Annotated in this window: 12 protein-coding genes; 7 read left to right on the plus strand and 5 right to left on the minus strand. The window is 68.9% G+C overall.

The annotated features are described in order from the left end of the window. Positions 1-77: 77 nt before the first annotated feature. On the plus strand, positions 78-1,091 hold the full coding sequence (locus tag E5S66_RS01415) for an OmpA family protein (RefSeq protein WP_246037099.1): 1,014 nt from the start codon (positions 78-80) through the stop codon (positions 1,089-1,091). Between the two features lie 59 nt (positions 1,092-1,150). Here E5S66_RS01415 and E5S66_RS01420 read toward each other — a convergent pair whose 3' ends face one another. After that, positions 1,151-1,915, minus strand: a complete 765-nt coding sequence (locus E5S66_RS01420; RefSeq protein WP_281278257.1) for a ferredoxin--NADP reductase — start codon at positions 1,913-1,915, stop codon at positions 1,151-1,153. A gap of 88 nt (positions 1,916-2,003) precedes the next feature. On the opposite strand from E5S66_RS01420, the gene E5S66_RS01425 reads away from it, so the two are divergent. The 4 genes from E5S66_RS01425 (at position 2,004) to E5S66_RS01440 (ending at position 5,112) form a co-directional block, all read left to right on the plus strand. Continuing rightward, the gene (locus E5S66_RS01425) at positions 2,004-2,948 is read left to right on the plus strand and encodes an ABC transporter ATP-binding protein (RefSeq protein ID WP_138346874.1); all 945 of its coding nucleotides are present in this window, start codon (positions 2,004-2,006) and stop codon (positions 2,946-2,948) included. Beyond that, entirely contained in the window at positions 2,945-3,715 is a 771-nt protein-coding gene (locus E5S66_RS01430; protein WP_138346875.1) for an ABC transporter permease, read from the plus strand. The genes E5S66_RS01425 and E5S66_RS01430 overlap by 4 nt, the downstream gene beginning before the upstream one ends. A 72-nt stretch (positions 3,716-3,787) precedes the next feature. After that, positions 3,788-4,483, plus strand: coding sequence for a hypothetical protein (locus E5S66_RS01435; RefSeq protein ID WP_138346877.1), 696 nt, complete (start codon positions 3,788-3,790; stop codon positions 4,481-4,483). Between the two features lie 116 nt (positions 4,484-4,599). Then, positions 4,600-5,112, plus strand: a complete 513-nt coding sequence (locus E5S66_RS01440) for a hypothetical protein (protein ID WP_138346879.1) — start codon at positions 4,600-4,602, stop codon at positions 5,110-5,112. Positions 5,113-5,130: 18 nt separating this feature from the next. Here E5S66_RS01440 and E5S66_RS01445 read toward each other — a convergent pair whose 3' ends face one another. After that, positions 5,131-5,925: a TatD family hydrolase gene (locus E5S66_RS01445; RefSeq protein WP_138346881.1), complete on the minus strand. Its 795-nt coding sequence runs from the start codon at positions 5,923-5,925 to the stop codon at positions 5,131-5,133. Between the two features lie 205 nt (positions 5,926-6,130). Between E5S66_RS01445 and hrpB the strand changes: the two genes are divergently transcribed. Both hrpB and E5S66_RS01455 read left to right on the plus strand, forming a co-directional pair. Next, the gene (gene hrpB / locus E5S66_RS01450; protein WP_246037100.1) at positions 6,131-8,752 is read left to right on the plus strand and encodes an ATP-dependent helicase HrpB; all 2,622 of its coding nucleotides are present in this window, start codon (positions 6,131-6,133) and stop codon (positions 8,750-8,752) included. 62 nt (positions 8,753-8,814) lie between these two features. Beyond that, positions 8,815-9,138, plus strand: coding sequence for a hypothetical protein (locus tag E5S66_RS01455; RefSeq protein ID WP_138346884.1), 324 nt, complete (start codon positions 8,815-8,817; stop codon positions 9,136-9,138). 66 nt (positions 9,139-9,204) lie between these two features. Here E5S66_RS01455 and E5S66_RS01460 read toward each other — a convergent pair whose 3' ends face one another. From E5S66_RS01460 to E5S66_RS01470, 3 genes are all read right to left on the minus strand, one after another. Next, the gene (locus E5S66_RS01460; RefSeq protein ID WP_138346886.1) at positions 9,205-9,747 is read right to left on the minus strand and encodes a pseudouridine synthase; all 543 of its coding nucleotides are present in this window, start codon (positions 9,745-9,747) and stop codon (positions 9,205-9,207) included. An 81-nt stretch (positions 9,748-9,828) separates the two neighbouring features. Further along, positions 9,829-10,653, minus strand: coding sequence for a class I SAM-dependent methyltransferase (locus E5S66_RS01465; RefSeq protein WP_138346887.1), 825 nt, complete (start codon positions 10,651-10,653; stop codon positions 9,829-9,831). Positions 10,654-10,756: 103 nt separating this feature from the next. Next, the gene (locus E5S66_RS01470; protein ID WP_138346889.1) at positions 10,757-12,970 is read right to left on the minus strand and encodes an NADP-dependent isocitrate dehydrogenase; all 2,214 of its coding nucleotides are present in this window, start codon (positions 12,968-12,970) and stop codon (positions 10,757-10,759) included. Positions 12,971-13,108: the final 138 nt, after the last annotated feature.

The following is a 13,108-nucleotide window of genomic DNA, read 5'->3' on the forward strand; positions in this document are numbered from 1 at the left end:
TCGTCACCAGAATCTTCAACCTCTGCATGATCAAGGAGTGGCTAATGCGTTTGGACAGGACTGGATTTGTAATCGGCGTGGCTGCAGCCATCGCGATGACGCTGCTGGCCGGCTGCAAGAAGGACGGCGCAACCGATGCGCTGAAGGAAACCGCCGCGGCCGCGCTGGAAAAAGCCACCGATGCGATGCCGGGACAGGCGGACGACGCAGCCGGTGCGGACCAGGCGAAGACCGGTGATTTCGACATCTCGTCAGTCCCGCTGAGCACCGTGGCGCTGGGCGATTTCCCCTACATCACCCTGCCCGCGGGTTACGTGAGCAACGGTGACCCGGAAACCAAACGGATCGCGCGCTTCCCGTTCTGGGTGAAAGGCCGGGCGCACTGGGTGGAAGGGCGTTTCTATCTGCTCAATGTCTATCCTGAGAAGGAAGGCGACTACAACCCGTACGAGTTGCGCAAGAATCTGGAAGCGCTGGTCGCGCAGATGGGCGGAGTGAAGCTCTCCGAGGAGAAAATTCCCTACGACACCATCAAGAGCTGGGGCGACGAAGTCACGATGGGCTTCCTCAAAGGCCTGGGTGATATCTACAACGTGCCGGCCAGCACCTACGTGGTGCGTCGCGACGATGGCAACATCTGGATCCATTTCGCCCAGGACACCGCCCAGGGCGGGCTTATCGTTGGCCAGGAAAAGGCCTTCGTGGCTACCGCCCAACTCCTGCCCGCCAGTGAAATGAAAAAGCAGCTGGATGCCGCCGGCAAGGTGGCGCTGCAGGTCAACTTCGCCACCGACAAGACCGACGTGTTGCCCGACTCGCTGCCGCAGATCGAGCAGGTGGCCGAACTGATGAAGATCGATGGCGCGCTCAAGCTGGCGGTCAACGGCCACACCGACGACAGCGGCGATGCCGCGCACAACCAGCAGCTCTCCGAAGGCCGCGCCAAGGCGGTGGTCGCCCTGCTCACCGGCAAGGGCATCGACGCCTCGCGGCTGACCGCCGCCGGCTTCGGTTCCACGCAACCGGTGGCCGACAACGGCACCCAGGAAGGCAAGGCGAAGAACCGCCGGGTGGAGCTGGTGAAGCGCTGAGCAGGCGCCCGCCGCGCGCGTGAGCGCGTGGCGGGATTAGCGGGAATTAGCCGCCGGGACTACTTGTTGCTGACGTACTTCTCGCGCCGGATCATCGGCACCGGCAACCCGATTTCCTTCAGCGCCTCGAAGGTCGCATCCACCATGTCGGGGTTGCCGCAGAGGTAGGCGATGTCGTTGGCCGGGTCCGGCGCCAGTTCCGGCAGCACGTTCTGCACGTAGCCGTGGCGGACGTCGGCATGCGCATGCGCGGAGCCTTCCGCCGGCAGCTCGCGCGACAGGCAGGGGAAGTAACGGAAGCCGGGATGGGTCTCGGCGAAGGCGCGGAACTCGTCGCCGTACAGCAGCTCTTCCGGCGTGCGCGCACCCTGCAGCAGCGCTACTTCGACGCCGCGCTGGGTCATCTGCTGCGCCAGCTGCGAAAGCATCGCCCGGTACGGGGTGATGCCGGTGCCGGTGCCGATCAGCAGGTAGCGGCGGTTGGCGTCGTTGGGATACAGGCAGAAGCGTCCGAACGGGCCGCTGGCATTGAGCGTGGCGCCGATATCCAGCGCCTCGAACAGCGCGGTGGCGGCGCCGCCCGGCACGTAGCTGACCGCGATATCCACCCGCCCGTCCGCAGGTGCGTCCAGCGCCCGTCCTACCGCGATCGAATAGCTGCGCCGCGCGGCGCTGCCGTCGGCGTAGTCGAAGTGGATCTGGATGAACTGGCCGGGGATGCAGGGCAGCGGCTGGCCGTCGTCGCGTTCGAACGACAGGTGCGCCACGGTGGGCGCGATCATCCGGCGGGCGACGAGCTTCAGCGGGAAATGGGCGATGGCCACGGCGTTGCAACAGTGCGTGGCAGGAGTGACGCCACAGGGCTGCCTATACTACCGGCTTCCCGCGCCGCCCCCGCGCACGAGGCCATCCATGCCCTTCGATCCCGCTGTGCCCGCGCTGTGCGTGCGCGACCTGCGCAAGACCTACGACAACGGCGTGCAGGCGCTGAAAGGCGTGAGCCTGGACGTGGCGCCCGGCGATTTCCACGCCCTGCTGGGCCCCAACGGCGCCGGCAAGAGCACCCTGATCGGCATCGTCAGCTCGCTGGTCAACAAGAGCGGTGGCACGGTGGAAGTGTTCGGCGTGGACATCGACGCCGAGCGCAGCGCGGCGATGCGCCTGATCGGGCTGGTGCCGCAGGAATTCAACTTCAACATGTTCGAAAAGCCGCTGGACATCTGCGTGAACTACGCGGGGTTCTACGGCCTGCCGCGCGCGCAGGCGCTGGCGCGCGCCGAGCAGGTGCTGAAGGACGCGCAGCTGTGGGACAAGGCCGACAAGATGAGCCGCACCCTGTCCGGCGGCATGAAGCGGCGGCTGATGATCGCCCGCGCGATGATGACCCAGCCGAAGCTGCTGATCCTCGACGAGCCCACCGCCGGCGTCGACATCGAGATCCGCCGCGGCATGTGGAAGACGCTGAAGGAGATCAACGCCGCCGGCACCACGATCATCCTCACCACCCACTATCTGGAGGAAGCGGAGAGCCTGTGCCGCAACCTCGCCATCATCGACCACGGCAGCATCGTCGAGCACGGGCCGATGAAGTCGCTGCTGGCCAAGCTCGACGTGGAGGGCTTCCTGTTCGACGTCGAGGACGCGCTGCCGGCGGCGCTGCCGGCGATCGAGGGCGCCACCCTGGTGGCCGCCGACCCGCATACGCTGGAGCTGGACATGCCGCGGGCGATGGACCTCAACCGGGTGTTCGCCGCGCTCGACGCCGCCGGCATCCGGGTGCGCTCGATGCGTACCAAGAGCAACCGGCTGGAAGAACTGTTCGTGCGGATGACCGCACGCGAAGGAGCCGCCGCATGAGCAGCCAGAACCTGGTCGCCCTGGGCACCGTCACCCGCCGCGAGGTGATGCGGATCCTGCGCATCTGGACGCAGACGTTGATCCCGCCGGCGATCACCATGACCCTGTACTTCCTGATCTTCGGCGGCCTGATCGGCAGCAAGGTCGGCAAGATGGGCGGGTTGGACTACATGGAGTTCATCGTCCCCGGGCTGGTGATGATGAGCGTGATCCAGAACAGCTACGGCAACATCAGCAGTTCGTTCTTCGGTGCCAAGTTCGGCCGCCACGTCGAAGAGCTGCTGGTCAGCCCGATGCCGCACTGGGTGATCCTGGCCGGCTACGTGGCCGGCGCGGTGCTGCGCGGGCTGATGGTGGGCGCGATCGTGCTGTGCATCGCCATGCTGTTCACCCGCGTGCACGTGCCGCATCCGCTGGTGACACTGAGCTCGGTGCTGCTGGGGGCGATCATCTTTTCGCTGGCCGGCTTCGTCAACGCGGTGTACGCGAAGAAGTTCGACGACATCGCCATCGTCCCCACCTTCATCCTGACCCCGCTGACCTACCTCGGCGGCGTGTTCTATTCGATCAACCTGCTGCCCGGCTGGGCGCAGGCGGCCACCCACGCCAACCCGATCTTCTACATGGTGAACGCGTTCCGCTACGGCCTGCTGGGCAGTTCCGACGTGCCGCTGTGGGTCGCCTACGCGCTGATGCTGGGCTTCGCCACCGCGCTGGCGGCGCTGGGCCTGTGGCTGCTCAAGCGCGGCGTGGGGCTGCGCAGCTGAGTCAAAGCGTGGATGCGGTCACGGTTTCCTGATTAAACTCCCCGGCTCTTTCCACACACTGGAGCCGATTCGATGTCGATGAAAACCGCCGCGCTGGCGCTGGCCGTGGGCCTGTCGCTGATGGCCTGCAAGAAGCAGGACGATGCCGCCGCCACTGCCGCCAACGCCCGGCCCGCCGCTGCCAGCGAGGCCGCGGACACTGCCGCCCCGCCCGCCGCCACTGCGCAAACGCCTGCTGCCGCGACTGCGGCCCCGGCCGTGACCAGCTTCGACATCAACACCATCGCGGTCAGCGACAAGCCGCTGGGCGAATGGCCCTATCTGGTGTTGCCGGCGGGCTACCAGTTCAGCGGCAACCTGGCCGAAAAGACCAAGGACCTGGCCCGCGTGCCGTTCTGGACCGGCAGCCAGTTGCTGTGGGTGGAAGGCAAGACGTACGAAGCGGAACTGCGCGCCGGCGACGGCAAGACCTACTCGCGCTTCGAGCTGCTCAAGGGCATCGACCAGGCACTCACCGCGCTGGGTGCGGTCACCCTGACCCAGCGCAGCTATGACGAGACGGTCTACGAGGCGAACAAGCCGGAGCTGGCGCCGTTCCGCAGCGAGTTCGATGACATCGACGACGCCTACTGGTACGACAAGGACGCCCGCACCTACCTGATCCGCCGCGCCGACAAGGCGATCTGGGTGGTGGTGTATGCCGACAACTACAACGGCGCCGTGCTGGTGGCCGAAGGCCCGCTGCCGGAAGCGCCGGCCAAGCTGTAAGCCTTAATCCGGAAGACGATGGCGCCCGGCCCCGGCCGGGCGTTCTCGTTTCCGCGGCGTGATGGGCATCACGGTTGCGGCTAGAATCGCCGCTTTCGCAAACCATGGAGCGGCAGATGCGCAGGAACAAGAACGGAATGGCGATGGGCGTGGCGTTGTTGCTGCTGGCGGGCTGCACGCAGCCGGCGGCGGATGCGGGTACGGCGGCCGGCGCCGATGCCACCGCCGATGCTTCCGTAGCGGTGGATGCTGCCGCCAGTGAGACGACGGAACCCTCCGACGGCACCACCCCGCCCACGATCAGCAAGAGCGACGCGATCAGCATGGGCGTGGCGATGACCGCGGCGGTGGAGCTGTGCGGGATCAGCAATGCCATCGAATCGCAGGCGGCGCTGGCCAAGATGAAGGCCGAACCGGGCGCACCCTCCGCTGTCGAGATCGAGGCGATCTACCTGGCCGCCAAGCAGCAGGGCAAGGCTGTCCAGGCGCAGAACCCGGACAAGTTCGAGCAGGAGTGCGCGGGTCTGCGCAAGATGGCCGACCCGGCCGAGGTGGCGAAGATGGAAGCGGCCGCCAAGGAGCTGGAAGCGTGGGCGGACAAGATGGAATCGGAAGCTAAGGCGAAATAAGCCACGCGTTCCGAGGGGTCACGCCGCCGGCAGCCGGAAGAACGCGGCGCTGGCGGCAGTGGCATTGGCCGCGGTGGTGGCAAGGTCCTCACCGCGGTCGCGCGCCAGTTCTTCCACGATGTGCGGCAGGAACGCCGGCTCGTTGCGGCGGTCCTTCGGCATCGGCTTGAGCGTGCGCGGCAGCAGGTAGGGGGCGTCGGTTTCCACCATCAGGCGGTTGCCCGGGATGCTCTTCACCAGCTCGCGCAGATGCGCACCGCGGCGCTCGTCGCAGAGCCAGCCGGTGATGCCGATGTGCCAGTCCTGGTCGAGGACGTCGAACAGCTCCTCGCGGCTGCCGGTGAAGCAGTGCACCACCGCCGGGCCCAGCCTGCCGTCGAAGGCCTTCATCATCGCCATGAAGTCGGCGTGGGCGTCGCGTTGGTGCAGGAACACGGGCTTGCCGGTGTCGGCCGCGATCTGCAGCTGCCGCTCGAACGCGCGCCGCTGCGCCGGCCGCGGCGAGAAGTCGCGGAAATAGTCCAGCCCGCATTCGCCCACCGCGACCACTTCCGGCTGCGCGTGCAGCGCGCGCAGCTCGGCATCGCACTCCTCGGTGTATTCGGTCGCGTGGTGCGGATGCACGCCGGCGGTGGCGAACCATTCGCCGGGGCGGGTGCGCGCCAGGTCCAGCGCCTTCGGCGAATGCTCGCGCGAGGCGCCGGTGAGGATGGCGCGGGTCACGCCGGCCTCGCGCGCGCGCTGCCAGACCGCCTCGCGGTCGCGGTCGAAGCTGTCGTGGGTGAGGTTGAGGCCGATATCGATGAGTTGCATGGCGCGATTTTACTGGTAGCCCAAGAAGACTGGTGCTGCACGCCGCGATGCCGCGGATGGGCGGCTGGGTGCGCTTCGAGCGCGCCATGGATGGTGCGCGGCCGCGCATCGAAGCCGGATGCGGAGCCTAAGCGGCGAAGCGCACCCAGCCGCCCATCCGCAGCCCGACCGAAGGAGAGGCGTCCTGCTCTCGTATCCTTTGCGGGTGAATACCACTGCGTTCCCCATTTCCGAGCTGTTGCCCGACATCCTCGCGTCACTGGCCGCGCAGCCGCGGCTGGTGCTGGAAGCGCCGCCGGGTGCGGGCAAGACCACGCAGGTGCCGCTGGCGCTGCTGGACGCGCCGTGGCTTGCGGGCAGGAAGATCGTGATGCTGGAGCCGCGCCGGGTGGCCGCGCGCGCGGCGGCCGGCTTCATGGCGCAGCAGCTGGGCGAAGCGGTCGGCGGGACGGTGGGCTACCGCATCCGCTTCGAGCACAAGGTCGGGCCGACCACCCGGATCGAGGTCGTCACCGAGGGCATCCTCACCCGCATGCTGCAGGACGACCCGCTGCTGGAGGGCGTGGGCGCGATCCTGTTCGACGAGTTCCACGAGCGCCACCTGGCCGGAGACCTCGGGCTGGCGCTGGCGCTGGACGTGCAGGCCGGGCTGCGAGAGGACCTGCGGATCGTGGTGATGTCGGCGACGCTGGACGGCGAGCGGCTGGCGGCGTTCCTCGCTGCGCCGCGGCTGTCGAGCGCGGGCCGCAGCTTCCCGGTGGAGATCGCGCATTTCCCGGCGCGCCGCGACGAGGCGCTGGAGCAGCAGGCGCGGCGCGCGATCGAACAGGCGCTGGCCGCGCATCCGGGCGATGTGCTGGTGTTCCTGCCGGGGCGGCGGGAGATCGCGAAGTTGGAGTCCGTACTCGCCGAGGCACTCTCGCAGCGACCGCTCTCCGCGGCGGGGGAATTGCTTTCCCCTCAGTTTGGGCATCTTGCCCCGATTCGGGCGCGCGCCCTCCCTGGCGCGCCTGACGCAATTCCCTCGCCGCGGAAATCGGCCGCACCGGGGATCGAGGTGCTGCCTTTGCACGGCGACCTGCCGATCGAGCAGCAATCGCGCGTGCTGCAACCCGCGTCGGATGGCCGCCGCCGCATCGTATTGGCCACCAACGTCGCCGAATCGTCGGTCACCCTGCCCGGCGTGCGGGTGGTGATCGACAGCGGGCTGGCGCGCGAGCCGCGTTTCGATCCCAACAGCGGCTTTTCGCGGCTCGACAGCGTGACCATTTCGCAGGCCAGCGCCGACCAGCGCGCCGGCCGCGCCGGCCGCGTGGCGGAAGGCTTCGCCTATCGGCTGTGGCCGCAGTCGCAGCGGCTGGAGGGACAGCGCAAGCCGGAGATCGCGCAGGTGGAGCTGGCCGCGCTGGCGCTGGAGCTGGCGGCCTGGGGCAGCAGCGAACTGCGTTTCGTAGATCCGCCGCCATCGGGCGCGCTGGCGGCGGGCAGGGACCTGCTGCAGCGATTGGATGCCCTGAGTGACGGCAAGCTCACCGCCCGCGGCAGCCGGATGCTGGCGCTGGGCACGCACCCGCGGCTGGCGGCGATGCTGCTGGCCGCCGATGTCCCGGCGCGCATCGCGCTGGCCTGTGATCTGGCGGCTTTGGTGGAGGCGCGCGATCCGCTGCGCAGCCGCTCCGACGCACTGGCCGAGCGCTGGCAGGCGCTGGCCGCGTTCCGCAACGGACGGGTGCCCGCCGACGCCAACCGTTCCGCGCTGGCCGCCATCGACGCCGCGGCGAAACAGTGGCGTCGCCGCCTGCGCTGCGCCGCCTCGCCGCCTGTTTCCGTGCCGGCGCATGCGCTGGGCGACCTGCTGGCGCACGCCTTCCCCGACCGCATCGCCAAACAGCATCCGCAGGACCCGCGCCGCTACCAGCTGGCGAACGGGCGGATGGCGCGGCTGTTCGACGATTCCGTGCTGTATGGCGAGCCGTGGATCGTGGCCAGCGAACTGCGCTTCGAGGCCAAGGACGCGCTGCTGCTGCGCGCCGCGCCGGTGGACGAGGCGCTGCTGCGCGCCGAGTTCGCGACGCATTTTTCCGACGCCGACGAGGTGCGCTGGGATGCGGAAAAACGCGCGCTGCGCAGCGAACGGGTCGAGCGTTTCGATGGCATCGTGCTTGCGGTGAAATCCGCCGGCCGGGTCGATCCGGCGCAGGCCGCGCGTGCGCTGACGGCGGCCGTGCGCGAGCTGGGCCTGACGGTGCTGCCGTGGAGCGATGGCCTGTCGCAATGGCGCATCCGCATGCAGTGCCTGCGCAGCTGGATGCCGGAACTGGGCCTGCCGGATCTTTCCGACGCGGCGCTGCTGGCTTCGCTGGAGCGCTGGCTGCAGCCCGCGTTCGCCGGCAAGACCCGGCTGGATGCGCTGGACAGCGCCGAGCTGGCCGAAGCGCTGAAGTCCGGCATCGACTGGAACCTGCGCCAGCGCATCGACCAGCTGGCGCCGACCCGCATCGCGGTGCCGTCGGGGTTGGAGCGCGCCATCGAATACCGCCTCGACGACCACGGCGAGCCAGCGCCGCCGGTGCTGGCGGTGAAGCTGCAGGAACTGTTCGGGTTGGCGCAGACCCCGCGCATCGCCGATGGCCGGGTGCCGCTGCTGCTGCACCTGCTCTCGCCCGGCGGCAAGCCATTGCAGGTGACCGCCGACCTGCACAACTTCTGGGCCAGCACCTATGCCGAGGTCAGGAAGGAAATGAAGGGCCGCTACCCGCGCCACCCGTGGCCTGACGACCCGTGGAACGCGGTGGCCACGCACCGGGCCAAGCCACGCGGGACGTGACGCACCCGTCACGCAGACGCGCCATACTCGTGGTCAAGACGATGCAAGCCGAGGAGCAGCACATGGGCAAGTTGGAACGCACCCAGGATCGGACCCTGGAACTGTTGGCCGACGTGGGCGAAGGCCTGCGCCGCAAGCTTCCGGACAAGGCCGTGCAGTGGGTCGAAACCGGCGCGGCGCTGGGCGCACTGCGGGTGGGCAGCAAGGTCGCGGGCAAGTTCGTGCGGCGCAATCCGGTGCTGGTCGGCGCTGCGGTGGTCGGTGCCGGCCTGCTATGGCTGGCCGCGCGGCAGCGCGCCAAGCGCAAGGAAACGATCGAAGGCGAGGCGAAGCAGGTGCGCGCGCTGCGCCGCGGCGAGTACGAGCGCGACGACTACGGCGTCTGAGCCGGACGCCGCGCCGTCGGCATCCGGCGCGCGGTGTTTTTTGCGCGAAGCGCGCGCCGCATCGCCTCAGCTGCTGGCGGTTTCCCGCCATTGGCCTGGCTGCAGGCCATCAAGCCGGTGCGGCCCCACCGCCACCCGCACCAGCCGCAGCGTGGGCAGGCCCACCGTTGCGGTCATCCGTCGCACCTGGCGGTTGCGGCCCTCGCTGATCGTCAGTTCCAGCCAGGCATCCGGCACGGTCTTGCGGAACCGCACCGGCGGATCGCGCTGCCACAGCGCGGGCGCGGCCAGCAGCCGCGCCTGCGCGGGGCGGGTGGGACCGTCATTGAGCATCACGCCCTCGCGCAGCTGCTGCAGCTGCGCCGCGTCCGGCGTGCCTTCCACCTGCACCCAGTAGGTTTTCGGCTGCTTGTGCGCGGGGTCGGTCAAGCGATGCGCCAGCCGTCCGTCATCAGTCAGCAGCAGCAGGCCTTCGGAATCGAAATCCAGCCGCCCCGCCGCATACACGTCCGCCGGCAGGCCGAAGCCGGCCAGGGTCGGCCGCGGCGGCCGGCTGCGGTCGGTGAACTGGCAGAGCACGCCATAGGGTTTGTTGAAGGCGATCAGCATGCGCGGGTTACGAAAGCCGGAAGCGTCGCGGTTCACCGTCGTCGGCCGCGGGCGCGGCGCGGATGGCACCGCATCGAAAAGTCATTCGCTGGCCGGTTTGCGGAAGCGCAGGGTCATGCGGTCGCTTTCGCCGATGGCCCGGTACTTTTCCGCATCGCCAGCGTCATGGCGGTTGGTGGGCGGCAGCGTCCACACGCCGTTGGGATGGTCCGCGCTGTCGGCCGGGTTGGCGTTGACCTCGCTACGCGCGTCCAGCACGAAGCCGGCACGGGTGGCCAGCTCGATCACCAGCGCCTCGGTCAGGTAGCCGGACTTCTTCATCGTGTCCAAGTCGGTGCCGGGCTTGGCGCGGTGATCCACCACCCCCAGCGTGCCGCCCGGCTTGAGCGCGGCGAAGAAGGCCTGGAAATAGGCCTCCGCAGTGCCGGCCGCCACCCAGTTGTGCACGTTGCGGAAGGTCAGCACCGCATCGGCGCTGGCCGGTGCGCCCAGCGAAGGCGACTTGCCGTCGTACCAGTGCAGGCTGGCGCGGCCGTAGCGCGCGGGGTCGGCGGCGAACAGCGCCGGCAGCGGGCTGCTGCGGCCGGGCGCGGGGGTGGCGCTGGCGGCGATGTAGCGGCCGTGGTCGCGCAGGTAGGGCGCCAGGATCGCGCTGTACCAGCCGCTGCCCGGGCTGATCTCGATGACGGTGTCGGTGGGCTCCAGGCCGAAGAACGCCAGCGTTTCGGCCGGGTGGCGGTAGCGGTCGCGCGCGCGCTGGGCGGCGTCGCGGCCGGGATCTGCCACCGCGGCCTGCAGCGCGGAATCCGCCGCGGGCGTGGTCGGCTGCTGCGCGGTCGAGGACGTGGGCGTGCCGGCGCAGGCGGCCAGCAGCAGGGCAAGCGCGGGGATCGACAGGCGGGTCATGCGGCAGCTCCGGATGCGACGGGTCTGCAGGGTAAACCGGGCCGCCACAAACACGAAGCCCGGCGCCTGGCCGGGCTTCGCGGGTATTGCCAGCGCGCCAGGGTTACAGCGTTGCCAGCGTCGCGTTGAGCGTGGCCGACGGCCGCATCGCCGCCGCCAGCTTGGCCATGTCGGGCTGGTAGTAGCCGCCGATGTCCACCGGCTTGCCCTGCACGGCGACGAGTTCCCCGACGATCTTCGCCTCGTTCTCCGCCAGCGCCTTGGCCACGGACGCGAACTTCGCCGCCAGCTCGGCGTCCGCGGTCTGTTCGGCCAGCGCCTGCGCCCAGTACAGCGCGACGTAGAAATGGCTGCCGCGGTTGTCGATCGTTCCCAGCTTGCGGCCGGGCGAACGGTCGTTGTCGAGGAACTTCGCGTTGGCCGCGTCCAGCGCATCGGCCAGCACCTGCGCGCGCGCGTTGCCGGTGGTGTTGGCCAGATGTTCGAACGAGGCGGCCAGTGCCAGGAATTCGCCCAGCGAATCCCAACGCAGGTAGTCCTCTTCCACGAACTGCTGCACGTGCTTGGGCGCGCTGCCGCCGGCGCCGGTCTCGAACAGGCCGCCGCCGTTCATCAGCGGCACGATCGACAGCATCTTCGCGCTGGTGCCCAGCTCCATGATCGGGAACAGGTCGGTCAGGTAGTCGCGCAAGACATTCCCGGTGGCGCTGATGGTGTCCAGGCCCTCGCGGATGCGCTTGAGCGAGAACTTCATCGCCTCCACCGGCGACAGGATGCGGATATCGAGGCCGGAAATGTCGTGGTCGTTGAGGTAGGCGGCCACCTTGGCGATCAGGCCGCGGTCGTGGTCGCGCTGCGGATCCAGCCAGAACACCACCGGGGTGTTGGACAGCCGCGCGCGGCTGACCGCCAGCTTCACCCAGTCGCGGATCGGCGCGTCCTTGGTCTGGCACATGCGCCAGATGTCGCCGGCCTTGACCGGATGCTGCAGCAGTACCGTGCCGTGCTCGTCGATCACCCGCACCACGCCGTCGCCGCTGATCTTGAAGGTCTTGTCGTGGCTGCCGTATTCCTCGGCCGCCTGCGCCATCAGGCCGACGTTGGGCACGCTGCCCATGGTCGCCGGGTCGAACGCGCCGTGCTCCCTGCAGTCGTCGATCACCACCTGGTAGATGCCGGCGTAGCAGCGGTCCGGGATCACCGCCTTGGTGTCCTGCAGTTCGCCCTTGGCGTTCCACATGCGGCCGCTGTCGCGGATCATCGCCGGCATCGAAGCATCCACGATCACGTCGGACGGCACGTGCAGGTTGGTGATGCCCTTGTCGGAATTGACCATCGCCAGGCCCGGGCGCTGCGCGTACAGCGCTGCAATCTCCGCTTCGATCGCGCTGCGCTCGGCGTCGGCCAGCTGGCCCAGCTTGGCGTACAGATCGCCGATGCCGTTATTGGGGTCAAAACCAATCTCGGCCAGCGTGCGCGGGTGCTTCTCCAGCACCGGCGCGTAGAAGCGCGACACCGCGATGCCGAACATGATCGGGTCGGACACCTTCATCATGGTCGCCTTCAGGTGCAGCGAGAACAGCACGTCCTGCGCCTTGGCATCATTGATCTGGGCGTCGATGAAATCGGCCAGCGCCTGCGCGCTCAGGACCGAGGCGTCGATCATCTCGCCGGCCAGCAACTGCACCGGCCCGCGCAGCGGGAAGCTGCTGCCGGTGACGCTGGTGTATTCGATCCGCACCGGGCCGGCGTTGACCATGGTGTAGCTCTGCTCGCTGCCGTGGAAATCGCCGGCGGCCATGTGCGCCACGTGCGACTTCGAGCCCGCGTCCCACTTGCCCATCCGGTGCGGATGCTTCCTGGCATAGGCCTTCACCGCCTTCGGTGCGCGGCGGTCGGAATTGCCCTCGCGCAGCACCGGGTTCACCGCGCTGCCCATCGCCTTGCCATAGCGCGCACGTACGTCCTTCTCGCCATCGCCCTGCGGCGTGTCCGGAAATTCCGGCAGCGGGTAGCCCTTGCCCTGCAGTTCCTTGATCGCCGCTTTCAGCTGCGGCACCGAGGCGGAAATGTTCGGCAGCTTGATGATGTTGGCTTCCGGCGTTTTCGCAAGTGTGCCCAGCTCGCGCAGGTCGTCGGCCACCGCGCGCTCGCCCAGCAGCTCCGGGAACTGCGCCAGGATCCGCGCCGCCAGCGAGATGTCGCGGGTCTCCACCGCTACCCCGGCGGTCTTCGCATACGCCTGCACGATCGGCAGGAACGAGGCGGTGGCGAGGAACGGCGCTTCGTCGGTCAGGGTGTAGAGGATCTTGGACATGGCGGCTCGGGTTCGCGGAGGAAGCCGTCATTGTCGCGCCTTGCCGGCCCGACGGGCAAAGCCCGCGCGCATGCCGGCATGCCGCCCACGAAAAAGGGCGCGGCCGAAGCCGCGCCCTCCCGGCATCGAAGCGGGTTG

The sequence above is a fragment of the Thermomonas fusca genome (assembly GCF_005862345.1).
Lineage (GTDB): Bacteria > Pseudomonadota > Gammaproteobacteria > Xanthomonadales > Xanthomonadaceae > Thermomonas > Thermomonas fusca.